This window comes from Pedobacter boryungensis (assembly GCF_013204825.1).
GTDB classification, from domain to species: domain Bacteria; phylum Bacteroidota; class Bacteroidia; order Sphingobacteriales; family Sphingobacteriaceae; genus Pedobacter; species Pedobacter boryungensis.
The window spans coordinates 510,338-536,786 of record NZ_JABMKV010000001.1; the positions used below are offsets into that span (position 1 = coordinate 510,338).

The 26,449-nt window shown below is 32.7% G+C and carries 26 protein-coding genes; 16 read left to right on the forward strand and 10 right to left on the reverse strand.

Annotated elements, in window-relative coordinates; translation table 11 throughout:
- The 5 genes from HQN85_RS02235 (at position 1) to HQN85_RS02255 (ending at position 6,106) form a co-directional block, all read left to right on the forward strand.
- On the forward strand, positions 1 to 1,626 hold the full coding sequence (locus HQN85_RS02235) for an NADP-dependent glyceraldehyde-3-phosphate dehydrogenase (protein WP_173268721.1): 1,626 nt from the start codon (positions 1 to 3) through the stop codon (positions 1,624 to 1,626).
- 360 nt (positions 1,627 to 1,986) lie between these two features.
- On the forward strand, positions 1,987 to 2,556 hold the full coding sequence (locus tag HQN85_RS02240; protein WP_216847204.1) for a UbiX family flavin prenyltransferase: 570 nt from the start codon (positions 1,987 to 1,989) through the stop codon (positions 2,554 to 2,556).
- A gap of 179 nt (positions 2,557 to 2,735) precedes the next feature.
- Positions 2,736 to 4,055, forward strand: coding sequence for a tRNA (N(6)-L-threonylcarbamoyladenosine(37)-C(2))-methylthiotransferase MtaB (gene mtaB, locus HQN85_RS02245; protein WP_173268722.1), 1,320 nt, complete (start codon positions 2,736 to 2,738; stop codon positions 4,053 to 4,055).
- A 102-nt stretch (positions 4,056 to 4,157) separates the two neighbouring features.
- Positions 4,158 to 5,315 (forward strand): prolipoprotein diacylglyceryl transferase, encoded by a 1,158-nt coding sequence (locus tag HQN85_RS02250; protein WP_173268723.1) that lies wholly within the window; start codon positions 4,158 to 4,160, stop codon positions 5,313 to 5,315.
- 2 nt (positions 5,316 to 5,317) lie between these two features.
- Positions 5,318 to 6,106, forward strand: coding sequence for an inositol monophosphatase family protein (locus tag HQN85_RS02255; RefSeq protein WP_173270184.1), 789 nt, complete (start codon positions 5,318 to 5,320; stop codon positions 6,104 to 6,106).
- Positions 6,107 to 6,189: 83 nt separating this feature from the next.
- On the opposite strand, the gene HQN85_RS02260 is transcribed toward HQN85_RS02255, so the two are convergent.
- From HQN85_RS02260 to HQN85_RS02270, 3 genes are all read right to left on the reverse strand, one after another.
- Positions 6,190 to 6,741: a NifU family protein gene (locus HQN85_RS02260; RefSeq protein WP_173268724.1), complete on the reverse strand. Its 552-nt coding sequence runs from the start codon at positions 6,739 to 6,741 to the stop codon at positions 6,190 to 6,192.
- 105 nt (positions 6,742 to 6,846) lie between these two features.
- On the reverse strand, positions 6,847 to 8,193 hold the full coding sequence (gene purB, locus HQN85_RS02265) for an adenylosuccinate lyase (RefSeq protein WP_173268725.1): 1,347 nt from the start codon (positions 8,191 to 8,193) through the stop codon (positions 6,847 to 6,849).
- A gap of 135 nt (positions 8,194 to 8,328) precedes the next feature.
- Positions 8,329 to 8,541, reverse strand: coding sequence for a PG1828 family lipoprotein (locus tag HQN85_RS02270; RefSeq protein ID WP_173268726.1), 213 nt, complete (start codon positions 8,539 to 8,541; stop codon positions 8,329 to 8,331).
- A gap of 508 nt (positions 8,542 to 9,049) precedes the next feature.
- Here HQN85_RS02270 and HQN85_RS02275 point away from each other — a divergent pair.
- The 5 genes from HQN85_RS02275 to HQN85_RS02295 all read left to right on the forward strand — a co-directional run bounded on the left by HQN85_RS02275 (position 9,050) and on the right by HQN85_RS02295 (position 12,665).
- Positions 9,050 to 9,616 carry an RNA polymerase sigma factor gene (locus HQN85_RS02275; RefSeq protein ID WP_173268727.1) on the forward strand — a complete coding sequence of 189 codons (567 nt, stop codon included), beginning with the start codon at positions 9,050 to 9,052 and terminating at the stop codon, positions 9,614 to 9,616.
- 1 nt (position 9,617) lies between these two features.
- The gene (locus tag HQN85_RS02280) at positions 9,618 to 10,703 is read left to right on the forward strand and encodes a S1C family serine protease (protein ID WP_173268728.1); all 1,086 of its coding nucleotides are present in this window, start codon (positions 9,618 to 9,620) and stop codon (positions 10,701 to 10,703) included.
- Positions 10,704 to 10,777: 74 nt separating this feature from the next.
- The gene (locus tag HQN85_RS02285) at positions 10,778 to 11,701 is read left to right on the forward strand and encodes a DUF72 domain-containing protein (RefSeq protein ID WP_173268729.1); all 924 of its coding nucleotides are present in this window, start codon (positions 10,778 to 10,780) and stop codon (positions 11,699 to 11,701) included.
- 46 nt (positions 11,702 to 11,747) lie between these two features.
- The gene (locus tag HQN85_RS02290; protein WP_173268730.1) at positions 11,748 to 12,383 is read left to right on the forward strand and encodes a peroxiredoxin; all 636 of its coding nucleotides are present in this window, start codon (positions 11,748 to 11,750) and stop codon (positions 12,381 to 12,383) included.
- A gap of 84 nt (positions 12,384 to 12,467) precedes the next feature.
- Positions 12,468 to 12,665 carry a cold-shock protein gene (locus tag HQN85_RS02295; protein WP_173268731.1) on the forward strand — a complete coding sequence of 66 codons (198 nt, stop codon included), beginning with the start codon at positions 12,468 to 12,470 and terminating at the stop codon, positions 12,663 to 12,665.
- A 52-nt stretch (positions 12,666 to 12,717) separates the two neighbouring features.
- Here HQN85_RS02295 and HQN85_RS02300 read toward each other — a convergent pair whose 3' ends face one another.
- From HQN85_RS02300 to HQN85_RS02320, 5 genes are all read right to left on the reverse strand, one after another.
- Positions 12,718 to 13,896 (reverse strand): THUMP-like domain-containing protein, encoded by a 1,179-nt coding sequence (locus tag HQN85_RS02300; RefSeq protein WP_173268732.1) that lies wholly within the window; start codon positions 13,894 to 13,896, stop codon positions 12,718 to 12,720.
- Positions 13,897 to 14,043: 147 nt separating this feature from the next.
- Positions 14,044 to 15,309 (reverse strand): aspartate kinase, encoded by a 1,266-nt coding sequence (locus HQN85_RS02305; protein ID WP_173268733.1) that lies wholly within the window; start codon positions 15,307 to 15,309, stop codon positions 14,044 to 14,046.
- The gene (locus tag HQN85_RS02310; RefSeq protein ID WP_173268734.1) at positions 15,309 to 16,109 is read right to left on the reverse strand and encodes a DUF3298 and DUF4163 domain-containing protein; all 801 of its coding nucleotides are present in this window, start codon (positions 16,107 to 16,109) and stop codon (positions 15,309 to 15,311) included. Before HQN85_RS02310 ends, HQN85_RS02305 begins: the two co-directional genes overlap by 1 nt.
- Positions 16,106 to 16,576, reverse strand: a complete 471-nt coding sequence (locus HQN85_RS02315; RefSeq protein ID WP_173268735.1) for a GNAT family N-acetyltransferase — start codon at positions 16,574 to 16,576, stop codon at positions 16,106 to 16,108. The genes HQN85_RS02310 and HQN85_RS02315 overlap by 4 nt, the downstream gene beginning before the upstream one ends.
- Positions 16,576 to 17,262, reverse strand: a complete 687-nt coding sequence (locus HQN85_RS02320) for a YggS family pyridoxal phosphate-dependent enzyme (protein ID WP_173268736.1) — start codon at positions 17,260 to 17,262, stop codon at positions 16,576 to 16,578. Before HQN85_RS02320 ends, HQN85_RS02315 begins: the two co-directional genes overlap by 1 nt.
- 71 nt (positions 17,263 to 17,333) lie before the next feature.
- Here HQN85_RS02320 and HQN85_RS02325 point away from each other — a divergent pair, with 71 nt between their 5' ends.
- From HQN85_RS02325 to HQN85_RS02340, 4 genes are all read left to right on the forward strand, one after another.
- Positions 17,334 to 17,801, forward strand: coding sequence for a DUF4296 domain-containing protein (locus tag HQN85_RS02325; RefSeq protein ID WP_173268737.1), 468 nt, complete (start codon positions 17,334 to 17,336; stop codon positions 17,799 to 17,801).
- Positions 17,802 to 17,806: 5 nt separating this feature from the next.
- On the forward strand, positions 17,807 to 20,176 hold the full coding sequence (locus HQN85_RS02330; protein WP_173268738.1) for an endonuclease MutS2: 2,370 nt from the start codon (positions 17,807 to 17,809) through the stop codon (positions 20,174 to 20,176).
- A gap of 164 nt (positions 20,177 to 20,340) precedes the next feature.
- Entirely contained in the window at positions 20,341 to 21,054 is a 714-nt protein-coding gene (locus HQN85_RS02335; protein ID WP_173268739.1) for a CoA transferase subunit A, read from the forward strand.
- A gap of 40 nt (positions 21,055 to 21,094) precedes the next feature.
- Positions 21,095 to 21,754: a 3-oxoacid CoA-transferase subunit B gene (locus HQN85_RS02340; RefSeq protein ID WP_173268740.1), complete on the forward strand. Its 660-nt coding sequence runs from the start codon at positions 21,095 to 21,097 to the stop codon at positions 21,752 to 21,754.
- A gap of 71 nt (positions 21,755 to 21,825) precedes the next feature.
- On the opposite strand, the gene HQN85_RS02345 is transcribed toward HQN85_RS02340, so the two are convergent.
- Together HQN85_RS02345 and HQN85_RS02350 are read right to left on the reverse strand one after the other, a co-directional pair.
- Positions 21,826 to 22,464: a uridine kinase family protein gene (locus HQN85_RS02345; RefSeq protein ID WP_173268741.1), complete on the reverse strand. Its 639-nt coding sequence runs from the start codon at positions 22,462 to 22,464 to the stop codon at positions 21,826 to 21,828.
- Positions 22,454 to 23,767 (reverse strand): LysM peptidoglycan-binding domain-containing protein, encoded by a 1,314-nt coding sequence (locus HQN85_RS02350; RefSeq protein ID WP_173268742.1) that lies wholly within the window; start codon positions 23,765 to 23,767, stop codon positions 22,454 to 22,456. Before HQN85_RS02350 ends, HQN85_RS02345 begins: the two co-directional genes overlap by 11 nt.
- A 175-nt stretch (positions 23,768 to 23,942) precedes the next feature.
- Here HQN85_RS02350 and HQN85_RS02355 point away from each other — a divergent pair, with 175 nt between their 5' ends.
- Both HQN85_RS02355 and HQN85_RS02360 read left to right on the forward strand, forming a co-directional pair.
- Positions 23,943 to 24,422, forward strand: coding sequence for a Dps family protein (locus HQN85_RS02355; RefSeq protein WP_173270187.1), 480 nt, complete (start codon positions 23,943 to 23,945; stop codon positions 24,420 to 24,422).
- A 95-nt stretch (positions 24,423 to 24,517) separates the two neighbouring features.
- Positions 24,518 to 26,350 carry a UbiD family decarboxylase gene (locus tag HQN85_RS02360; protein ID WP_173268743.1) on the forward strand — a complete coding sequence of 611 codons (1,833 nt, stop codon included), beginning with the start codon at positions 24,518 to 24,520 and terminating at the stop codon, positions 26,348 to 26,350.
- The last annotated feature ends 99 nt before the right edge of the window (positions 26,351 to 26,449 follow it).

Consider the following 26,449-nt stretch of genomic DNA (forward strand, 5'->3'; position numbering starts at 1 on the left):
ATGAGCTTTCAAGAAGAATTGAATTCACTCTTTTTAACTGAAGAGCAAATTCCAGCTGCCTTTAAACTGGCGGAAGAAGTAAACCAACGAGAATATTTATCCAACGGCGAAATGTTATCATGGAAAGGAGATGTACACACCGTTTTATCACCAATTTGCATTAAAACCCCAAAAGGTTTAGAACGCAAAATAATTGGTACATATCCGCTTTGCGATAAGGAAGAAGCAAATGCAGCTTTAGAAGCAGCTGTAGCGGCATATAACAACGGTAGGGGCGAATGGCCCACCATGAATGTAGCTCAAAGAATAGAATGCGTAGAGAAATTTACGCATCAAATTATTGAGAAAAAGCAAGAAGTTGTAAAACTTATCATGTGGGAAATCGGTAAAACATTCGCCGATTCCACTAAAGAATTTGACCGTACAATCGAATATATCCAAGCTACAATTGATGCCTTAAAAGATTTGGATCGTCAATCTGCAGGCTTCACAATGGAACAAGGAATTGTAGCCCAAATCCGTCGCTCCCCATTAGGCGTGGTTTTATGCATGGGCCCTTTCAATTACCCATTAAATGAAACCTTTACAACGCTAATACCAGCATTAATCATGGGTAACACCATTTTATTCAAACCACCTAAACATGGTACATTATTGTTTTACCCTTTGTTACAAGCATTTAAAAACTGTTTTCCAAAAGGTGTAGTGAACACTATTTACGGCCGTGGAAATAAAATTATTCCAGGATTAATGGAATCAGGGAAAATAAATGTGTTAACCCTAATTGGATCAAGTAAAGTTGCCAACGAGTTAAAAAAAATGCACCCTAAAGTAAATCGTTTACGTGCTATTTTGGGTTTAGATGCTAAAAATGCAGCAATTATTACAGCAAAAGCCGATCTAAAATTAGCAGTTCAAGAAACAGTTTTAGGCTCACTTTCATTTAATGGTCAAAGATGTACAGCATTAAAAATCATTTTTGTACACCGTAGCTTAGCAGATGAGTTTTTAAAACAACTTTCCGAGTCGGTTGCTAAACTTAAATTCGGAATGCCTTGGGTTGATGGAGTTTCTTTAACACCACTTCCAGAACCTCACAAACCAGCATATTTAAAAGAATGTTTAGATGATGCAATTTCAAAGGGTGCAAAAATCATAAATGAAAATGGTGGTGCAACTAACGAATCATTTGTATATCCTGCAATTGTTTATCCCGTAAATGCCTCCATGAAACTATATACCGAAGAGCAATTTGGACCCGTTGTACCAGTTGTTCCTTTTGATGACTTAGAAGAAACCATAGAATATTTAATCGAATCAACTCACGGCCAACAAGTAAGTATCTTTAGTAACGATGACCAAGAAGTAGCAGCACTAATAGATCCATTAGTTAATCAAGTGAGCAGAGTAAATATCAATTGCCAATGCCAACGCGGACCAGATGTTTTTCCTTTTACAGGAAGAAAAGATAGTGCAGAGGGAACTTTGTCGGTGGTAGATGCCTTGCGTTCATTCTCTATTCGCTCATTGGTAGCAACAAAGTTAAACGAGAATAATAAACATTTGCTAAACGAAATTATCGATAGCCACAGCTCTAATTTTTTAAGTACAAAATACTTGTTTTAACCCTCTAAAGAGATTATTCAATATATATTTAAAATTTAAATGTGTCACAATTACACTATAATAAAAAAAAGCCTATTTAAACTTTCTTTTATTTGCAAATTTAGTTACATTTGAGCTTACCCTTTCGGGGGTATGTTTTTCATAGGTAGATGTAGGGTCAAGAATTTATTCTTGGCCCTTTTTTGTTTTCTCACTTCTGAGATTATAGTTGAAAGCATTTCATAGAGATATTATTTGCAGTTCTATTGGTTTAGTGCTTAATTATTCCATTCATGGAAATGTAGAATATTCCATTTCTCACAGTATGGTTTCTCTTTATATCCTTTTAGTATTCTTTTCTATTGTATATTTGTTAATCATATGATCAAAAAGAAAAAAATCATCGTTGCAATTACTGGAGCCAGTGGTTCTATTTACGCTAAACTCTTATTAGATAATTTATTAAAGCTATCCTCTCAAATTGAAAACGTAGGTATAGTAATGTCTGATAATGCAAAAGAAGTATGGCGTTTTGAATTAGGTAATGAAGAATACGATAATTATCCTTTTACTTTTTATCATAAAATGGATTTTAATGCGCCATTTGCATCAGGCTCTGCCAAATTTGATACGATGATCATAATTCCATGCTCAATGGGCACATTAGGTCGCATCGCCCATGGCATATCTAACGATTTAATTTCAAGAGCAGCAGATGTAATTTTAAAAGAACGTCGTAAATTAATTGCCGTAGTCAGAGATACACCGTTTAGTTTAATTCATATTAACAATCTCAAAACAGTAACAGAAGCAGGAGGAATTATCTGTCCTGCAAATCCATCATTTTATAGTCTACCTAAAACCATCGAAGAAGTAGCACAAACAGTAGTGAACAGAGTTATAGATTTAGCAGGGTTAGAGCAAGAAAGCTATCGCTGGAATGAAGAATAATTCATTGTTCAATCGTTCATTTGTCATTTCTACTAAGCAATTACTCGCAATCCACAACTCATAACTAATTTTATTATCTTTGCAGCCGGATAAAGCATTATAATTTTTCAACATAACTGAGTTAAATTAGTATCAAAATTATATTAGCTTCATTACCGCTGAAAAACATTTTCTAACAAATGAAAAAAGTTGCATTTTATACACTCGGCTGTAAGCTAAACTTCTCAGAAACATCAACCATTGGCCGATTGTTTACTGATGCAGGTTACTCTGTAGTAGAATTTACCGATGCGGCAGATGTGTATGTAATTAATACCTGCTCTGTAACCGAACATGCAGATAAAAAATGCAGAAAAGTAGTTAAAGAAGCACTTAAATATTCACCAAATGCTTACGTAACTATTGTAGGTTGCTATGCACAATTAAAGCCAACAGAAATTGCCGAAATAGAGGGTGTAGATATGGTTTTAGGCGCAGCTGAAAAGTTCAGAATTGTAGAATTTATTTCAGATTTAACCAAAAATCCAAAAGCAATTGTTCATCAGCAAAACATTGAAAAAGTAAATCATAATTTCATTGCAGCCTACTCTATTGGCGATAGAACACGTACCTTTTTAAAAGTACAAGATGGTTGCGATTATCCATGTACCTATTGCACCATTCCATTAGCACGTGGTGGAAGTAGAAGCGATACCATTGAAAATGTAATTAATCGAGCTACACAAATTGCGCAAAGCGGAGTAAAGGAAATCGTGTTAACAGGTGTAAATCTTGGTGATTTTGGTATCCGTAATGGCCAAAGAGAAGATAAATTCTTTGATTTAGTTAAAGCATTAGATGAAGTTGAAGGTATTGAACGCATTCGTATTTCATCAATTGAGCCAAACTTATTAAGCAACGAAATTATAGAGTTTGTAGCCACGTCCAAACGTTTTGTACCACACTTTCATATCCCTTTACAATCAGGTTCTAACAAAATATTAGGCTTGATGAAAAGACGCTACCAACGCGAATTGTATACAGAACGTGTAGCTAAAATTAAAGCTGTTATGCCAAATTGTTGCATAGGGGTAGATGTTATTGTTGGTTTTCCAGGTGAAACACAAGAAGATTTCTTAGATACCTACCAGTTTTTAAACGAATTGGATATTTCTTACCTACATGTATTTACATACTCGGAACGTGAGCAAACTGAGGCCGCAGAAATGAAAGGCAAAATTGCTGGTAGTACTCGTTTTGATAGAAATAAAATGTTGCATATTCTTTCAGATAAAAAAAGAAGAGCATTTTACGAATCTCAGATTGGCTCAACAGGACAAGTACTATTTGAAGATGATCAGAAAAATGGCTTTATGCATGGCTTTACCAAAAACTATGTAAAAGTTAGAGCTAAATATGATCCGGTAATGGTAAACGAACTTAAACAGGTAAAATTAGTTGAGTTGTTAGCAGACGGAGAAGTAGCAGTAGAAGAAGTAGAAACTGTTTACGCCCACTAGTCAATATTAGTTAACTATTCATGACTAACAATTAAGCTAGTAACAGAAAACTCAAAACTAAAAACCGAAAACTCTTTCCTATCTTCGCTTAAACTTTATTTTATGTTTCCTACCGTTTCACACTTTTTATCTTATCTTTTTGGCATCGATGTGCCACTTCCATTCAATACTTTTGGTGTTTTTGTAGCCCTAGCTTTTGTAGCAGGCTATTGGGCGTTTACTAAAGAGTTGCAACGAAAAGAAGCATTAGGTATTCTTCATCCTACGAAAAGAAATGTAGTAATTGGTGAGCCTGCTTCTACATTCGAACTTGTTTCAAATACCTTTTTTGGGTTTTTAATTGGTTATAAATTAATTTATGCACTCATCAATTATAAATTATTTGTAAACGATGCACAGACAGTGCTACTTTCTACTAAAGGAAACCTTTTAGGTGGTCTTGCATTAGCCGCCTTGTTTGCATACTGGGCTTACAAAGAAAAAGATAAAGTAAAATTAGCTAAACCAAAAACAGTAGAAGTGGCTGTTCATCCACATGAGTTGATGAGCCATATGGTGGTTTGGGCTGCAATATGGGGATTTTTAGGAGCAAAAATTTTCGATAATCTTGAACATTGGGATACATTTATTAAAGATCCAATAGGAGGTTTACTTTCTTTTAGTGGATTAACATTTTACGGAGGTTTAATTTGTGGCGGTGCAGCTGTAATTTATATTGCTCGTAAAAACGGAATAAAACCTTTGCATATGTTAGATGTAGGAGGCCCTGGAATGATGCTCGCATATAGTGTAGGTAGGATCGGGTGTCATTTATCTGGAGATGGAGACTGGGGAATTCCTAATTTAAATCCTAAGCCATTCACATGGTTGCCAGATTGGCTATGGGCTTATACATATCCAAATAACGTAGCCACAGAAGGTAACCACATTGCAGGCTGCATAGGGAAATATTGTAATGAACTACCTCAACCAGTATATCCAACGCCAATTTACGAAGTAATTATGGCCTTTATACTTTTTTTAATCTTATGGAAAATCCGCACCCGTATCAAATTGCCAGGGATGATGTTTGGTATCTATATGATCTTAAATGGAATAGAGCGTTTCTTCATAGAATTGATTAGAGTAAATAGTAAACTAGGAACTATTGCAGGATTCTCTTTTACACAAGCCGAACTTATTTCTGCAATATTATTTGTAGGTGGTTGGTGTTTGGTAGCATATTCAATAAAGAATAAAGAAAAATTGGCAAATTACTAATGATGAATTACGAATTATTGTGCTCAAAAGTAATTGCGATTACACGTCTAACGGGTAATTTTATTCGCAAAGAAGCGATGGCATTTGATGCGAATGCAATTGAATATAAAGGACTAAACGACTTAGTTTCTTATGTAGATAAAAATGCGGAAAAGCTTTTGGTAAAAAATTTAACAAAATTAATACCTGATGCTGGCTTTATTACTGAAGAAGAAACCATTAATACAAAAGGAAAAACCTATACTTGGATTATTGATCCCTTAGATGGAACAACAAATTTTATTCACGGTATACCAACATACTCTATCAGCATTGCTTTATATGAAGAAGATAAGCCTGTAATCGGTGTGGTATATGAGGTAAATAGAGGGGAAATGTTTTTTACATTTAAAGGTGGTGCAGCTTACTTAAACAATAAAGAAATTCGTGTTTCAGAGAATGCAAATCTATCCCAAAGCCTTTTGGCAACAGGTTTTCCATATTACCAATTTGATAAACAAGCACAGTACATTCAGCTTTTTACAGAAATGATGCAAAAGTGTCATGGATTGAGACGTATAGGCTCAGCAGCGGTTGATCTTGCTTATGTGGCCTGCGGCAGATTTGATGCTTATTTCGAATATAATTTAAACTCTTATGATGTTGCTGCTGGAGCATATTTAGTGCAACAAGCTGGAGGCAAGATTATGAATTTTGCCGGTGGAGATGAGTTCTTAGAAACTCGCGAAGTTTTAGCAACCAATGGAAAAGTCACCAATGAAATTTTAGATACCATTAAGAAATATTTTTAATGGATTAATTTTTATAGCAATAAAAAAGTCGTAACTAATGCTACGACTTATCTATAATTAGGCAATTTAATTGCAACAATCTTCTATAAAGCTTCAGAAACTACTTCTTTAACCTCAGGGACCATTCTCTGTAATAAATTTTGAATACCTGATTTTAAGGTGATTGTAGATGATGGACATCCACTGCAAGATCCTCTTAATTCTACAGTTACCACACCCTCATCAAATGATTTGTAGCTAATTGCACCACCATCTTGTTCAACAGCAGGGCGTACGTAATCATGTAATATTTGCTGAATTTTAACTTCTAAATCTGTTCCTTCAAAAGCAGGAGTTTCTTCACTTGTATTGTCTTTTATTTTAAGCTCAGATTCTACGGCACCTTTAACAAATTCTTTTAAAATAGCTTCAATATCATTCCATTCAGCATCTTCAGTTTTAGTAATCGTTACAAAGTTGCTTGCGAAAAATACACCATTTACAAAGTTAAATTTGAACAATTCTTTAGCAAAAGGAGAATGTTCAGCACTCTCTCTAGTCGCAAAATCTTCACTACCATTAATTAAAAGTTTATTAACCATAAACTTCATGGTAGCAGGATTTGGTGTTTGCTCAGTATATACGTTAATAGTCATGTCTTTAATTTTATGGTACAAAAATAATTAATTCTAATTCTAAATAATAGATAGTAGATGTCTATTTTAGGTCATTTATAATAAAATCCTATTCACAAATAGAGATTAAAATATTCCTGTATAATTAAATGGGGTAATTTGCTTCAATTCTGTTTTGATCGTATCATTCACATCCAATGCATCAATAAATACCGACATAGTTTGTGCAGTAATTTTCTGATTAGTACGTGTTAATGCTTTTAATGCTTCGTATGGGTTTGGATAAGCTTCACGTCTTAATACCGTTTGGATTGCTTCTGCAACAACAGCCCAGTTATTTTCTAAATCTGATGAAATTGCATCATTATTAAGAATAATCTTATTTAAACCTTTTAACGTAGAACTGATGGCTATAATGGTATGCGCCATAGGAACACCAACATTTCTTAGTACAGTAGAATCTGTTAAATCTCTTTGTAAACGTGAAATAGGTAATTTAGCAGCGAAAAATTCAAATAAAGCATTAGCAATCCCGGCATTTCCCTCAGCATTTTCAAAATCGATTGGGTTTACTTTATGTGGCATTGCCGAAGAACCAACTTCACCCTCTTTAATTTTTTGTTTAAAATAATTCTTAGAAATATAGGCCCAAATATCTCTATCAAGATCTATAATAATATTGTTTATACGTTTTAATGCATCGCATTGTGCTGCGAATTGATCGTAATGTTCTATTTGCGTGGTATACTGAGCACGAGTTAAACCTAAACTCTTATTTACAAAGTTATTTGAAAAATCGACCCAATTAATTTGAGGATAAGCGATATGATGTGCATTGAAATTTCCTGTAGCTCCACCAAATTTAGCGCTGTTAGGTATGTTATTTAAATTTTGTAATTGAATGTTCAAACGTTCTGCAAAAACCATAAACTCTTTACCCAATTTTGTTGGCGATGCAGGTTGTCCATGGGTATGGGCTAGCAAAGGAACATCTTTCCATTCTTGGGCCAAACCTTTTATTTTTTCGATAAGTTCAGTAAGAGCTGGGAAATAACTTTCTTCTAATGCGAGTTTAAATGAATAAGGTATTGCAGTATTATTAATATCTTGAGAAGTTAAACCGAAATGGATAAATTCTTTATAAGGCTGTAAATTAAGTTCATCAAATTTTGTTTTAATGAAATATTCTACGGCTTTAACATCATGATTGGTGATGCTTTCAGTATCTTTTACTTGTTGTGCATCTACCTCATTAAAATTTTGATGAATGGTTCTTAATTTTGGATAAAGTAAGGTGTCAAATTGTTCTAATCCAGGTACTTTTGCTTCACAAAGTGCGATAAAATATTCTATTTCTACAAAAACACGATATTTTATTAATGCATATTCAGAAAAATAATTAGCAAGTTTTGCAGTGGTTTTTCTATAACGACCATCTACAGGAGAAATGGCTTGAAGCGGAGATAAATTCATTTGACTGAGGAAATTGTTTCAGCCGCAAAGGTAACATTTATCAAGCATTTTATGATAGTTAAAACCCCATAAAATCCCTAGAATCAAAAAAGTCCCAGCAAATTGCCAGGACTTTTTTGTAAGATTTACTATTGACTAGTGAACAGCTTTAGTTGAATCTACTGCTGCTTTAGCTGAATCTACTGCTGCTTTAGCTGTATCAACTGCTGCTTTAGCTGAATCTACTGCCATGTTAGCTGAATCGATAGCTGCTGAATCAGTTGCATCTGCTTTTTTCTCTGAATTACAAGCTGCTACTCCTAAAGATAATGCTAAAGCTAAAAAGCCAAATTTGAATAAGTTTTTCATTTTAATTTTCTGTTTAAATAATTAATTAATTTACATGTTAATACCGCAAAGGTAAAAAGGTAACCCGCAAATGTGAAATAAAGTTAAAATTATTTTTTAAATGGTCTTTTTAATAGAATAAACAATCATTTAAAAAATATAATTCTTTTCTGCGAGCTATCATTAATGCATAAATTCTAAAAAGGTAACCCAATAATTTTAAAAATTTATTTTATTTTTTTGCAGGTTACTATTTCATGTTTTCTGGTATTAATAACTAAAGTAGTTTGCACAGTTTTTGCTAAATAAACCTGATTGTAGTGAAAATACTTTTTGTTGCAGAAACGTCGATTTTTTGTAAACACGGGTAGTCAAAAAGATTGAAACAAAAAGCAGGACTAGCATTAATGGCTGCGATTGTTATTGCTTTCTAAAAAAGAAAATTACTATTTGAAAAGTCATATTACAACAAAAAAATATTTTTTTTGTCTATCATTGGGTTACCATTCACGTTTAAATGTATTAATTGGTGAGTATTAAGTTAAGCAGTTCAGTTCCAACAGATAGAGAGGTAGTATTAGGTATACTTAACAACTCAGAAGAGGCATTAAATAAATTGTACATAGGGTATTATCCGATGATTTTACAATTTATTTTAAATAATAATGGTGGGGAGGATGACGCGAAAGATGTGTATCAAGAAACTATTATTGTTTTATATAATAAGATTAAGGGCGGTAATTTTGAGCTCAGCAGTAAGTTAAAAACGTATTTGTATTCAGTTAGTAGACGAATTTGGTTAAAAAAGCTTACGCAGCAGAGCAAAAAAACAAACAATATAGCCGACTTTGAAGATGTGTTAATTGTTGATGAAGATATAGAGCATCACGAACAAAAAGATATGCAGTTTGACAAGATGAAAGTAGCCTTGGAAAGTTTGGGCGAACCTTGTAAAACTATAATTGAAGATTTTTACATACATAGTTTATCTATGCATGATATATGTGAAAAATTTGGTTATACAAATACTGATAATGCTAAAACACAGAAATATAAGTGTTTACAAAGGTTAAAAAAGTTATTTTTTCAATCATAAAATGAGGAACGAGATAGAATTAGAAGCGATTATTGAAGATTATCTAAACGGTAAACTTACTGCTGATGAGCAAAAAGCTTTTGAGCAATTGAGAAATAATGACCCAATTGTTGACCATAAGGTAGTTGCACATAAAGTATTTTTAGAATCGATGAAGCAATATGCAGACATTTTAGTTTTAAAAGAACAAATGGATGCTGCTCATAATCAAATAGATGTTGCTGCAATAAGTGCGACAGTAAGACCACATTCATCTAAAATTGTTAGAATTTGGCGTAATAATAAATCTGCAATTGCAGTTGCTGCTTCATTTTTGATTTTAGCTATGGTGATGTTGTATTCTATACAAAATCAAACTAAACAAGATGGTAGTTTTGAAGCCTTAAATAGAGAAGTTAGTCAGATTAAACGTTCTCAGAACAATTTAATTAGAAATATTAATACCAAAGTGCAAAATACTACCATAACACCAGCAAAGTTTGGTGGTTCTGGATTTGCAATTTCTAGCAACGGTTACATTTTAACTAATTATCATGTAATTAAAGATGCAGACTCTATTTATGTTCAAAATAGTAAAGGATCTTCATTTAAAGCAAAAAGATTTTATACAGATCCAGTTAACGATATTGCTATTTTAAAAATAAACGATAACTCTTTTGATCATTTAGGTTCACTTCCATACAGTATTAAAAAAGCTGGTGCGGGTATTGGCGAAATTGTATATACCTTAGGTTATCCAAAAGATGATGTAGTTTTAGGTGATGGTTATATCAGCTCTAAAACAGGTCTGAACGGTGATACATTAGCTTATCAAGTGGCTATTCCAGTAAACCCAGGGAATAGTGGCGGTCCATTATTAGATAATGCTGGTAACATTGTTGGTGTAATTAATGGTAAAGAAAATAAAACAGATGGTGCTGCTTTTGCAGTAAAATCTAGATATATTGTAGAGGCAGTAAATTCTATCCCACAAGATTCATTAAGTAAAAGAATTCCTTACGGGAAAAGAAGTTTATTGCAAGGCTTAAAACGTAATAAGCAGGTAGAGAAAATGCAAGATTATGTTTTTATGATTAAAGTGTATTAATATTCCCAAAATATTAAATTTGAAACCCCGAACTTTTAGTAAGTTTCGGGGTTTTTAGTTATAAAATACTCAGAATGGAATTTGGAAAAGTTACAGAAGCAGAAATTAATACAATTGATTTTACTTTACCACCTGATGGTAAGCAAACTGTTATTACTTTACATGATTTAAAACCCGTAGACAAACCACTATATTATGTTGGCTGTGCTAAATGGGGAAGAAAGGAATGGAAAGACCTCATTTATCCAAAGAAAACCAAAGAAGCAGATTTTTTAGCTGAATATGTAAAACATTTTAATTCTATTGAATTGAATGCAGTTTTTTATAGCATTCCAAAAGAAGAACAAATTTTAAAATGGAAAGAACAAGTTGCGTTAAATACAAAAAGTGATTTTATATTTTGTCCTAAATTTTCTAGAACGATAACACATATCAAAAGGTTAAAAGAGGCTGATTTTTTAACAGATGAATACATTAAAGCAATTTCAGCATTTGGTGAATATTTAGGGCCTTGCTTTTTACAAGTAAGCGATAATTTTGGTCCAAATAACATTGAAATATTAGAAAATTACCTTAAAAAATTGCCAATAGATTTAAAGGTTTTCGTAGAAGTTAGACATAAGGACTGGTTTGTAGGTAATGCAAAGAAAGAACTGTTTAGCATGTTATCAAAACTTAAAAAAGGGGCAGCAATTACTGATGCTAGCGGACGAAGAGATTGTCTGCATATGGAATTACCAACTCCAGAAGCTTTTATAAGATTTGTAGGGAATGGAGGTAAGTATTTAAGTTCTGATAAAGCAAGGGTAGATGAATGGGTAATCAGAATTAAGAATTGGTTAGATAATGGTTTACAAAGTGTTTATTTCTTTTTGCACCAGCATGATGAAGCCGATACACCACTAATTGCAGATTATACCATACAAGAATTTAATAAACATTTTGGTAGTGGTTTGTCACGCATAAATTTTATTACAAAAAATAATCTACTGTTTTAATAGACTTTTTGTAACTTCAATTATTATATATTAAAAACAATTGAATATGAGTTTACGACTAAGCGATACAGCACCAAATTTTAAAGCAACAACCTCTATTGGTGAAATAGATTTTTACGAATATTTGGGTGACAGTTGGGGCGTTTTATTTTCCCATCCAGCAGATTATACACCGGTTTGTACTACAGAATTAGGACGTACAGCAGCTTTAAAATCCGAATTTGAGAAAAGAAATGTTAAAGTTTTAGCGTTAAGTGTTGATTCGGTAGAGTCGCATAAAGGATGGGTTAGCGATATTAATGAAACTCAAAACACTAATGTAGACTTTCCAATTATTGCAGATCAGGATAAGAAAATTGCTGATTTGTATGATATGATTCATCCTAATGCATCTGAAACGATGACAGTTCGTTCATTATTTGTTATCTCTCCTGATAAAAAAGTAAAATTGATGATTACATATCCTGCATCTACAGGAAGAAATTTTACAGAGGTTTTAAGAGTAATAGATTCTTTGCAATTAACAGCTAATTATAGCGTGGCAACACCAGCAGATTGGAAAGATGGTGAAGATGTAATTGTTGTAAATAGCATTAAAACAGAAGATATTCCAGCTAAGTTTCCAAAAGGCCACAAAGTGATAAAGCCTTATTTAAGAACAACTCCTCAACCAAATAAGTAATCTCAATTTTTTTTCGATTTAAAATTTTTTGTAATTAACTTTAAATCAGTTACTATTAAAAATTTCAATACAATTTAAAATTTTATGAATACGGGAAAAGTTAAATGGTTTAATACTCAAAAAGGTTATGGATTTATTATTTATGACGGTAATAAAGAGATTTTTGTTCACTTTAAAGATGTAGTAGGAGGAATAGACAGTATTAAAGAGAATGATGAGGTTGAATTTGAGACTGTAGAAGGTAAAAAAGGATTACAAGCCGTTAATGTCAAAAAAGTATAGGCAACATTAACATAACATATTAAGCTTTACGAATTTGTAAGGCTTTTTTTATTTAATAATGTTGAATGATCTTAGCTTTTAAAACTAAATAACCTTCATTGGTTTGAGTGAATACAATAAAATCGTCGTGGCTTGAACTGATTTTATATTTTTTGACCAATTGTTCAGATTTTTCGGGGAAATTTCGAACAATAACATTTCCTATTAGGTTTTTTTCTTTCTTAAGTTCGTTTAAGGTTAAGAGTGAATTAATTTTGAAAATTCTACCTAAGAATTCTTGTTTTACATCATCACTAAAATACAATTGACTTTGCGGATGCAATTTTTTCAACCCAAATCTTTTTGCTATTAAATTAAATGCTCCACTTTTCAATAGAGCTACATCAGGCTCATACAAATATCCAAAAGGTGCGGAAGTTGCTATTTCTGTAGTTAGCTGTAAATCACTTAAAGGAAAATAAAAGGTTTTATGAGTAGTGTTTAAAGTGGTACAAACAATTTTTGTTTCACCTATAAAATTTTTATCAATTACCCACAACAACTCTTTACATTCGTTTTTTACGCTTACAATATGAATTTCACTTACATATTGTAACTCACTTAAACCAGCCGAAATATCAAGCAAAGGGGCAGTTTTGATAATTATTCTTTGTGCTTTCTCTAAAAAAAGCGATAAGTGTTCAGTTACATCTGGTGTGCAATCTTTAAGTTTAAAAACCTTATTGCTATGACTTCTCCTTGCGGGATCAATATAAATGCAATCGAATTTTTGAGGATTGTTTTTTAGAAATTCAATTCCATCTTCTGCTATAAAATTGATATTACCTGCACCTAAAATTTTCGCATTATGGGCCGTAATTTCTGATAATTCTGGATTGATTTCGCAACTATAAACTTCATTTATTTTTTTAGAAAAGAAATAACTATCTACTCCAAAACCTGCTGTAAGGTCAATTAATGAACTTCCAATTGCTAAATTAGCTTTATAAGCGGCGGTAGCTTCAGATGAACATTGTTCTATACAAAGTAAAACTGGATAATAAATCCCTTGCTGATTAAACCAAGTTGGAAGTTTGTGAACAGACTTTTTCTTCGCTGCAATTTGTCCAGCTAATTCTGCTGAACTTACATTTTTAAACAACGATTTTGACAGTGCAATTTTATTTACATCTGCATTAATATGCTCAATAATGTAGAGTTGAACTTCATTGTTTAAAATGTTTTCATTCATTGGTCTTATTGTTTTTGAAAACTATTTACTTTTTTAGTTTCTAAAATTTGTGCGTCATTGCGAGCATTGCGAAGCAATCTTAATGCGAAAACTGTTAATCCTAGTGTTGTAAGATTGCTTCGTGCCTCGCAATGATGAGTTTGCAGCTTACACTTTGTCTTTCATTACAATTTGACATGTATGACGGCTTTTTACTTCCAATAATACATTTTTGTTAACAATGACTCTGTCGATAGTCTGCTGGTTATAATAGCGGATAGTTACCAACTCCAATCCCTTGTTATATTTTACTTTAAAGGTTTCAGATAAGTCAGTTATTAATTGCTTAATTTTTTCCTCATCGTTATCTACACTTACAGAAAAACTGATAGCAGAATTAAGCATAGTATTCACTTTCACTTTGTTTTTGTGTAAAATATTGAAAATATGGCTTAAATTTTCTTCGATGATAAAAGAAAAATCTTTAGGAAAGATGGAAATCAAAACTTGATTTACTTTAAAAATAAAAGAAGGTACAGGCAAAGGCGTTGGCACACCAGTAATAGCTGTTCCTATAGCTTCAGGTTGCAAAAAAGAACGAACATAAAGTGGAATTCCTTTGTTTTGAATAGGTTTTATTGTTTTTGGATGAATTACCGTTGCTCCATAATAAGTCAATTCTATCGCATCATGATATGATAACTGCGGTATTTTCTCAGTTTCATCAAACCATTTCGGATCAGCATTTAAAACACCAGGTACATCTTTCCAAATAGTCATTGATTCTGCATTTAAACAAGCGCAAAAAATAGCAGCCGAATAATCAGAACCCTCTCTGCCTAAAGTGCTCGTGAAATTTTCACTAGTACCTCCAATAAAACCTTGTGTAACTACGATCCCTTTACTTAAATATGTGGGTAAATGCTTCTGGATTTCTTGCTCTGTTTTATCCCAAATTACATTCGCATCCCGGTAATTGTTATCGGTTTTTATATAATTTCTAGCATCAGTCCAAATAGTAAAACAACCAATTAAATTTAAATATGCCGCAACAATTTTGGTAGAAACTAATTCACCAATCGAAACAATTTGATCGTATAAATAATCAGCGCTATCGCTTGCTTCTTCCTCCAAAAGCCATTCTATCTCTACAAAAGTATTTGCTACATCATCATAAATAGGGTTTTTATGATCTGTAAATAATGTTGATATAATTTCGAAATGATAGGCTTTTATTTCTTCAAATAATTGATGGGCTCTTTCTTCACCTTTAACATAGGCCCAGGTTAATTCTTCTAGTTTATTGGTCATTTTTCCCATGGCAGAGATTACAATCAATAAATTAGTTGAAGGATAACCCTGTACAATTTTGGCCAAATTTTTAACGCCTTCTGCATCTTTTACAGAAGCTCCTCCGAATTTAAATACTTGCATTAATTTGTTTCTGTTAAAATAGTATTTGGCTTAGCAATGCCTTTTAAAGTTGAAAATGGGATGGTTAATTTTGTTATTCCTTCAGAATAGGGTTTAATTTCATACGGATTATAAAGAAAAACTAGACCTTTATTACTCACATAAAAATTTTCTGGTAGGTGAAATTTATCATCACTAAAAAAATATTTTCCGCTTAGTGGTTCTGTTGTCGTTAATTTTTCATCTTTTCTAAAAATAGCTTCAGCAACGCTTACTAATTTTTCACGCTGATTAGTTGCTATTAATGAATCTAACGTAAGTGCACTATTAGTTTTTGTATTATAATTTAGATAAGAAAAACTAGTATTTGGATGAGCACCACCAGAATAATCAGAGTTTATATATTGCAAAGCGATGTAATTGTTGGTTTGGCGAAGCAACTTAACACTAATAGTTAACCACCATGTTTGAGCACTAGTTTTATTTTGTGCATGAAAATCATCATATCCATTTACAAAACTAGTAGCAATATCTTTATAAGATGTGGCTTTTTCTTCTTCACCTATATAATTAAAAACTTGCCTTAAAATGTAATTATTTAAGATTTCGTTTTTAAATATTGGATAGGTAATCACTGCCTTTGTCGTATCCGAAATTTTAAAATCCGTTTTAACTACATTTTTACTGTAAATTTTAACAGAATCGTAAGCGTAAGTTAAAGTATCAACAGTAATCTCATTTTTGCTGCTATCTCTATTTTTTTCATTTCTGCATGCAGAAAAAATGCAAATCCCAATAAAAAATATAGCTAATTTTTTCATATTAATTTTTGTGTTTGCTCTTTTGAAAATGAGGCATTTAGCCAACCACTTTCAATATCAGCAGCATATTTATTATAGAAATTTATAGCTGGTTCATTCCAATCTAAAACCTGCCAAACCATGCCATTATAATTTCCATTTTTTGCTTCCTGAATTACTTTTTCAAATAACAATTTGCCAACACCCTTTCCTCTGCATGCATCAGTTACCAAGAAATCTTCTAAATATAAACGACAGCCTTTCCATGTTGAGTATCTCGTGTAAAATAAAGCAAAACCGATAATCAAACCGTTCTCCTCTGCAACAAAAGCTTTCCAAACGGGACTTTGTCCAAAACCAGCGTCAACAAATTCGGATAATGTTACCGTAACTTCTTCGGGCGCTTTTTCATAAATAGCTAATTCGTTAATTAATTCTAATAATCTTACGCAGTCTTCCTTAACCGCTACTCTTATAGTTACATTCATTAGGCTTTCCAATGTTTAATTACTCTTTTTCCAAATATATTACTTCCAATTCTTACCATAGTGCTCCCTTGCTCAATTGCTAATTTGTAATCTGAAGACATACCCATAGAAATTTCTTTAAAACTATCTTCTTTTCTAAAGAAACTTAGTTTAATGCCCTCAAAAAGTACTTTTAATTCCTGAAATTCTGCTTTAGTTTGTCCTTCTAATGCAGTATTGGTTGCAATTCCCATTAAGCCTACAATTCTAACATTTTTTAAAGTTTCGAATTCTTCAGAACGTAAAAGCTCAATGGCTTCGTCAAATCCCAAACCAAATTTAGTATCCTCATCAGCAATATAAATTTGCAATAAACAATCTATTATTCTATTGTTTTTTGCAGCTTGCTTATCAATTTCTTTCAATAATTTAAGACTATCAACAGATTCTATCAGTTTTACGAAAGGAGCAATGTATTTAACTTTATTGCTTTGCAAATGACCAATTAAATGCCATTCTATATCTAGTGGCAATTGAGCTTGTTTTTCTACCATCTCTTGCACTAAATTCTCTCCAAAAACTCTTTGTCCAGCATCATAAGCTGTAAGTACGGCATCTGCCGGATGATTTTTAGAAACCGCTACCAACTTAACGCCAACTTGTTCTAATTCATTTTTATATTTTAATAAGTTATCTGCAATGCTCATTTATCAGTATTTTTGGTAAAATTAACAACCTTAGCGCAATTTGGCTAAGAAATAGAAAGGTTTTATTAATAATGAAAAGATTTTTTGTCATCCTTATACTTTGTGCCTTGCTTTATGCCTGTAAACCTGGTATTCCAAAAGACCTTATCCAGCCAGATAAAATGGAGAAAGTATTATATGATATTCATATTGTAGATGGGTACTCAGCATCTTTTGCAAATGCTGACAGCTCAAAAAAAGTTATTTCTTCACTCTATAAAGGTATTTATAAAAAGTATGGAATAGATTCTGCTTTATACAATCAAAGTTTAGATTACTATTACAAGCATCCCGATGTGATGAAAACAATGTATGATAACATCAGTCTTAATTTGAATAAAGAAAAAGAGGGTTTGTCAAGAACTATTGCATTAGAAAATAGTAATACTTCCTTATCTGGTGCTGCATTATTAGCACCTCCTGCAAAACCCTTAGATACAACTTTTAAATTGGGTAGCAATCCATTAAAAATGTATTCAGTTGATTATCAAGTTCAATAAAGTATATGTTATATCCTGAAAACTGCCAAGAACGTTTAGGTTTTAATGAAATTAGACAATTAGTTCATCAACATTGTTTAAGTACGATGGGCCAAGCATTGGTTAATAAAATGCAGGTGATGACCAAATACGATCAAATAAATAAATTTCTTCGTCAAACTAATGAATTTAAAAGTATTTTAGAAAACCAAGAACCACTACAAATTAGTACGTTTTTCGATATTAAAGTCCTAGCAGATAAAATTAGGGTAGAGGGTACATATTTAATGGAAGATGAACTTTTCCAGATTTATGCATCCTTGCAAACCGTTTTTTCTGTAATCAGATTTTTTGATGAACGCAAAGAAATATATCCTAATCTCGAAGCTCTTTTTGAACATTTACCAATAGAGAAAAATATCCTCAAAAAGATAGAAGTCATTTTAGATCCGAAAGGGAAAATAAAACCTAATGCTTCTTCAGAATTACAAGAAATTACTGCAGCAATTGCTAAAGGCGAACAAGAAGTGCGTAAAAGAATGGATTCTATTTACAAAATGGCAGTGAGTAAAAACTGGGTTGCAGATGGCAGTTTAACAGTTCGAGATGGAAGAATTTGTATTCCAATTTTAGCGGAAAATAAAAGAAAACTGAAAGGATTTATTCACGATGAATCTGCAAGTGGACAAACTGTGTATTTAGAACCAGAAGAGGTTTTTACCTTAAATAATAAACTTCGAGATTTAGAATTCGATAAGCGTAGAGAAATTATTAAAATTTTAATTGCGTTAACAACCGAATTAAGACCATACACACCACTTTTATTGTCGTATCATGGTTTCTTAACCAAATTAGATTTCGTAAGAGCAAAAGCATTGTTTGCAATTGATATTCAGGCTAATATGCCTGTGTTAGTAAAAGAAGCTAAAACAAAGTTGATCAATGCAAAACATCCGTTATTGTTATTGTCGTTTGCTACTGAAAAGAAAACGGTTGTTCCGTTAAACATTCATATGAATGAAAATTTAAGGATAGTTTTAGTCTCAGGGCCAAATGCTGGTGGTAAATCGGTTTGTATGAAAACGGTTGGCTTATTACAAATGATGTTGCAAACGGGATTACTTGTACCTGTGGATGAAGCTAGCGAAATGGGGATATTCGATCAGATTTTTGCAGATATTGGTGATGATCAATCTATCGAATCTGATTTGAGTACCTACAGTGCTCATTTAACAAAAATGAGGTATTTTGTTGAACATGCATCGCCAAAAACACTGGTTTTGATTGATGAGTTTGGAACTGGAACTGATCCTCAATTTGGTGGGCCAATGGCCGAAGCAGTTTTAGAAGTCTTAAATACCAAAAAAGTTCGTGGGGTAATCACTACACATTATTCTAATTTAAAATTATTTGCAGGTAATACTAATGGATTAGAAAATGCATCTATGTTATTTGATAATAGCAAAATGAAACCACTTTATATTTTAGATTTAGGTAAACCTGGAAGTTCTTATGCGTTTGAAATTGCACAAAATATCGGATTGCAAAAAGAGGTTTTAGCATTGGCAAAACAAAAAACAGGGACAAATCAGAATAGCATTGATAGTTTATTGGTGGATTTAGAAAAAGAGAAAAGACAAATCCACGAAACTAAAATCAATTTGGCAAATCAGCAAAATAAGGTTAAAAACTTAGTTGCAGAGAATGAAAAGCTTAAACTGTTTTTAGAAGAAAATAAAAAGGTTTTAATTAAGGAAGCTAAATTGGAAGCCCAAACTATTATCCGCGATGCGAATAAACTAGTTGAAAATACAATTGCCCAAATAAAGGAAAAACAAGCTGATAAAGTTGTAACGAAAGAATTGAGGCAAAATCTGCAAAAAGGTTTAGCTAAAAATGAAGTTAAAGAAGAGCGTAAACCAATTGTTAAAACAGATAATTCTGCAATTGAAGTAGGTGATTGGGTTCAACTTATCCAGACTGAAACCAGTGGCCAGGTTTTAGAAATTAACCGAGATAATTTGGTTTTAGCTTTGGGAGATTTACGTTCTGTAGTTAAAAGAAATAGGGTACAAAAAATTAGTAATCGCCAAGCTAAAAAAGTAGTGCAAAGCAATTCGTTTTCAGGCAGAATATCTGAGGCGATTACCAACTTTAAACCTGAATTAGATTTACGTGGAATGCGTGGTGAAAATGCAGTACAAGAAGTCGAAAATTATTTAGATAAAGCTATTATGTTGGGTTTTCCATCCATTAAGTTAATTCACGGTAAAGGAGATGGTATTTTAAGAAAATTGATAAGAGAACAGCTCAGAAAATACAAAGAAGTTACTCATTTGGAAGATGAACATGCGGATAGAGGAGGAGATGGAATTACCTATGTTCACTTAAAATAATTTAAATCGTAAAATACGATCAGAATGATTTCTTAATCTCCTTAATTCCTTACAATTGTGGATGTTTTTCAGTGTGTCTTAGTGTAAAATATACAATTCACTAATCCGTTAATGCATTTGGAAACGGCCTAATAACTTTATAATTTAGCCATAAAACAGAGTGTATGATTAATAAAGTTGTTGCTGGTGCTGATGAAGCAATTAAAGATATTTGTGATGGACAAACCTTAATGCTTGGAGGTTTTGGCTTGTGTGGTATTCCAGAAAATTGCATTGCTGCATTAGTGAAAAGTGGAGTTAAAAATCTAACCTGTATTGCTAATAATGCTGGTGTAGATGATTTTGGCATAGGATTGCTTTTACAAACCCGTCAGGTTAAAAAAATGATTTCTTCTTATGTAGGCGAAAATGTTGAGTTTGAACGTCAATTGTTAAGCGGTGAATTAGAAGTTGAGCTAATCCCACAAGGAACATTGGCAACACGCTGTTTAGCTGCAGGATATGGTATGCCGGCTATATTTACTCCAGCAGGAGTAGGAACCGAAGTTGCAGAAGGCAAAGAAGTGAGAAATTTTAACGGTAAAGACTATTTAATGGAATATGCTTTTGAAGCAGATTTTGCTGTCGTTAAAGCTTGGAAAGGCGATACTGCAGGAAATTTAATTTTCCGTTCTACTAGTAGAAATTTTAATCCTGTGATGGCAATGGCAGGCAAAACTACAATAGCAGAAGTAGAAGAATTAGTAGAAGCAGGTCAATTAGATCCTGACCATATTCATACTCCAGGTGTATATGTTCATCGTATTTTTCAAGGAAATAATTACGAAAAAAGAATAGAACAAAGAACGGTTAGACAGAAAGAAGTCGGAAGTCATTAGGAGCTTGCAAAAAATCCTATTAATTTAATTCCTCAAAAAAATGCTTGATAAAAACGGAATTGCGAAACGTATCGCAAAAGAAATAAAAGATGGTTATTATGTGAATTTGGGCATTGGCATTCCAACACTGGTGGCTAATTATATTCCAAATGAAATTAATATCGTCTTACAATCAGAAAATGGGTTACTAGGCATGGGACCATTTCCTTTTGAAGGAGAGGAAGACCCAGATTTAATAAATGCAGGGAAGCAAACCATTACAACTTTACCAGGATCTTCAATTTTTGATTCTGCAATGAGTTTTGGAATGATTAGAGCTCAAAAAATAGATTTAACAATTTTAGGTGCAATGGAAGTTTCTGAAAACGGAGATATCGCCAATTGGAAAATACCAGGTAAAATGGTTAAAGGCATGGGCGGCGCTATGGATTTAGTAGCTTCTGCCAAAAATATTATTGTAGCTATGCAGCATGTAAACAAGGCAGGGGAGAGTAAATTACTGCCAAATTGTACACTGCCTTTAACAGGAATAAAATGTATTAAGAAGGTAGTTACGGAGTTAGCTGTGCTCGATATTTTACCAGAAGGTGGCTTTAAATTGATTGAGAGAGCGCCTGGGGTAAGCGTAGATTTTATAAGAAATGCAACATTGGGCAAATTGTATGCCGACGATAATGTGCCCGAAATGAATATTGAATAAATTTCACTCTAATAAAAAAAGGATTTCTAATTAATAAAAGAAATCCTTTTTTTTATTTCGGTGATAAGATCTTACTTACAAAACTTCGCTTTTAATTCATCAGAAATTTCCTCAGTAATTCTGATAATGTCATCAGGGGTATCGTTGTTATTGATAACTATTTTATTGCAATTTTCTCGATAAGGCAATAAAAATTCATTGTAGGCTGGTACAACGTGATTATTCCATTTGTAAAGAACATCATCTTCCGGATAACCGCGTTCCATGCCATCGCGTTTGATACGGCGTTCTAAAGCTACTTTTTCATCAGCTTCTATAAATATGCGAAGATCTAATAAATCAGCTATTGCTTTAAAATGAAGAATGAAAAGGCCTTCTACAATAAGAATTGGTGCAGGATTTATTTCTAAAATCTTTACTACTGCCAATGGATTGTTAAAATTATACTCTTTCTTATAAACCACATCTCCTTTAATTAATTTCTTGATGTCGATTAAAAATTGCTCATCATCAATAGTAGAAGGCAAATCAAAATTGTACAATTTATTTTCTTCTTGAGTCATTTCTCCGGCTGGGATGTAATAATCATCCTGCGATAAAAGTGTGACCTCATCATTCTTAAAATGATGTAAAAAACTATTTAGAAAAAATGTTTTACCAGAACCGCTGCCACCTGCAATACCGATAATTAATGGAGTTTTATTGTTCATTTTCCTGAGCACCGTACGTTATATTACAAAAAAAGCGTTTATCTAAAGCACCAACAGCATCTGCTACTGCTTTTGTCATTACAATGATAACATCTTTTGTCGATTCATTCTCTGTAAATTTACCAACAACCTTTGCAAAAGTTGATCGGTTGCTCATTGGGTTAGTTATTTTAACAATAGTGCCAATTGGAGCTGTGCGGTGTAGAATAAGCATTTTAGTAGGATCTAAATCCTGATCTGATATCCAAACGGCAGTACCTTTTTCTTCAATTTGAGTAAGTCCGTATCTACTTGGTGCATATTTTAAAGAAGGATCTTTTATTGTATTCGTATTTTCTCCAGTATTTTCATCTTCTGAAGTTTCACTTATTGCTTGTTTAGCACCAATAATCTTTAACTTTTGACCAACGATTAATTCGTTAGATGTCAAATTGTTAAGAGATTTAAGTTGGTATGTGGTTAGCCCATATTTTTTAGCAATCGTGTAAATTGTTTCACCAGTAATAACGGTGTGCTCAAAACCACCGGTTACATTATTATTAGGCGTTACAGTTTCATTAACTGGTTTTTGATAATTTTTAGGTGTTGGAGTAGGAATTGCTTTTTCAGCTACTGTTTCTGTAGTATTGGCAGAAGCCGATGGAATTTTTAAAACTTGTCCAATTTGTAAATTGCTTGAAGAAAGTCCATTTAAACGTTTAATTTCTTCAACTGTTGTTCCATATTTTTCTGCTAATAGATTCAAATTTTCCTTTGGTTTAACAGCATGTTCTACAGTTGCTGAATTATCGACACTAGCCAAAGCAGGTTTATGAACAACAGGATTAGCCACAACTGAAGTTTCTTGCACAGCAGAATTTCCATTTGCAGGAATTTTTAAAACTTGACCAATTTGAAGATTAATTGAAGTCAAATTATTCACTCGCTTAATTTCATTTACGGTTGTTCCATATTTTTCTGCAAGCATATTTAAATTATCTTTTGCTTTTACAATATGCTCAGTGATGGCTGTGTTATCTGTTAGAGTAGGAGTAGCAACTGCAGTAAATGCAATGTTGGTTGGAACTTTTAAAATTACTCCAATTTGCAAAAACTTATTGTCATTATAAGTCATTATATCTTTATAATTAACACTGTATTTTCTAGCTATGGAATAATAAGTTTCTTTAGCTTCTACTTTATGGATAATTAATTTTTTTCCGTTATTGTTTTCAACTCCAATAGAATCTACTTTGTTGTTTGCGTATGAAATAGAAATGCTGAGCGAAAAAGTGGCCAGTAAGAGTATATATATTTTATGCATTAATTTCTTGAAATATTTGGAACGACAATTATACGAATAATATATTTTACGTTATTAACGTATGTAAAACGATATTATGACATATCTATTGTTTAAAAAACTTAAATTTAACAAACCAATCTTAACACACATTGTTGTTGATACACAAACAAAAAACGCTAAAAATAAAAATACCATGGACGCAAAAGAAATTAGTTTAAATGAAAAAGAAGTAAAACCTGTTGTAGATATGTTAAATGATTATTTAGCCAATTATCATATACATTATCAAAAATTAAGAGGCTGCCACTGGAATGTAAAAGGGCAAAACTTTTTTACCTTGCATATCAAATTTGAAGAGTTATATACAAACGCCCAACTTACAATTGATGAAATTGCAGAACGAGTATTAACTTTAGGGAAACCACCACACAGTCGTTTTTCAGATTACATAAAAGAATCGAAAATTAAAGAAGTGAACACAATAGGCATGGCCGATATGACGATGGTTGAAACTATAATAGACGATATGTCGAAATTGATTGAGTTGGAAAGAGATTTACTAGAGGCAACAGATAAAGCTGGTGACGATGGTAGTAATGATATGGTAAACCGCTTTATGCAATTTAAAGAGAAAACAACTTGGATGTTGCGCTCTTTCTTAGGAAAGAAGTAATCAATTAAAATTTAATAGGCCATAGATGTGTAGATTTAAATCTCCAAATCTGTGGCTTTTTTGTATTAAGAACACACTAATATTTATCTTTGGGCATGGGTTACAAAAATTTAGCCGAATGCGTTGCAGATCTTGAAAAAAACGGCCATTTAATTCGAATTAAAGAAGAGGTAGATCCATATTTAGAAATGGCTGCGATTCATTTACGTGTAAACGAAAATCAGGGCCCAGCACTGCTGTTCGAGAATGTAAAAGGAAGCAAATTTCCAGCAGTTTCAAATCTCTTTGGAACTTTGGAACGCTCAAAATTTATGTTTAGAGATAGTTTGCCAAAAGTAGAACAGCTAGTTGCTTTGCGTTCTGACCCAATTAAAGCGTTAAAAAATCCAGTTAAGTCAGCTGGTTCGGCTTTAACAGCGTTATCGGCGCTGCCCCTAAAACAATCATTATTTAAAAGCGCATTTCAAAAAACTACCATATCAGCTTTGCCTCAAATTGTAAATTGGCCAATGGATGGTGGTCCGTTTATCACTATGCCTCAGGTATTTACTGAAGATATAGATCAACCTGGGGTAATGCATGGGAATTTAGGGATGTACCGTATTCAATTAGCTGGTAATGAGTATATAGTTGATAAAGAAATTGGTTTGCATTATCAAATACATAGAGGCATTGGTGTGCATCAAACCAAAGCAAATGCCAAAGGACAACCCTTAAAAGTGAGTGTATTTGTTGGTGGACCACCTTCTCATCCACTAGCTGCTGTTATGCCTTTACCAGAGGGATTATCAGAGCTTACTTTTGCAGGTGCATTAGGGAACAGACGCTTTCGCTATTTTTATGATGAGGAAGGTTTTTGTATTTCAGCCGATGCTGATTTTGTAATTACCGGTACAGTTTATCCTCAAGAAAATAAACCAGAAGGCCCATTTGGAGATCACTTAGGCTATTATAGTTTAACACATCCTTTTCCATTAATGAAAGTGAGCAATGTGTACCATAAAAAAGATGCAATTTGGAGCTTCACTGTAGTTGGTCGACCACCACAAGAAGATACGAGTTTTGGAGCACTAATTCATGAGATTACGGGTTCAGCGATTCCTCAAGAAATTCCAGGATTAAAAGAAGTAAATGCAGTTGATGCGGCGGGCGTGCATCCATTATTGTTTGCAATAGGAAGTGAGCGTTACACGCCTTATTTAAAGGAACGCAAACCACAAGAAATCTTAACTATCGCCAATCATATCTTAGGTAAAAATCAATTGAGTTTGGCAAAGTATTTATTTATTGCTGCAAGGGAAGATGATGAAAGACTAAGCACAAATAATATTGCACTTTTTCTTCAGCATATGCTGGAAAGAATTGATTTAACTAAAGATTTACATTTTCACACCAATACCACTATTGATACTTTAGATTATTCTGGAGATGGATTGAACTCAGGTTCGAAAGTGGTTTTTGCAGCTGCTGGTGCTAAAAAAAGAGATTTACTAGAAAAATTACCAAGTGAATTTAGTTTGTCAGAGGAATATAATCATAAAATAGCTATTCCTGGTGTTTTGGCTGTGCAAGGAGATAGGTATGAAAATGAAATAGCAAGTAAACAAGAAATCGCTAGCTTAAAAGAACATCTTAAATCACAAAATCTTTCAGGTTTACCTTTAATAGTTTTATGTGATGATGCCGAGTTTACCGCTGCCAATGTCAACAATTTAGTTTGGGTAACTTTTACAAGAAGTAATCCTGCTTCAGACATTGATGGTGTTAATGATTTTACGGTAAATAAGCATTGGGGATGCAATGGGCCATTAATTATAGACGCACGTAAAAAACCTCATCATGCACCAGAATTAATTAAAGATCCTGGAATTGAAAAGAAAATAGATAAAATGGCAGAAGTTGGTGGCCCGCTATATGGAATTATCTAGCGTAATAATTTTATATTGTAATACCTACAGAGAAGTTCTATCTACAAAAAGAAAGCCATTTAGTTTATACTAAATGGCTTTCTTTATAGATTATGATGC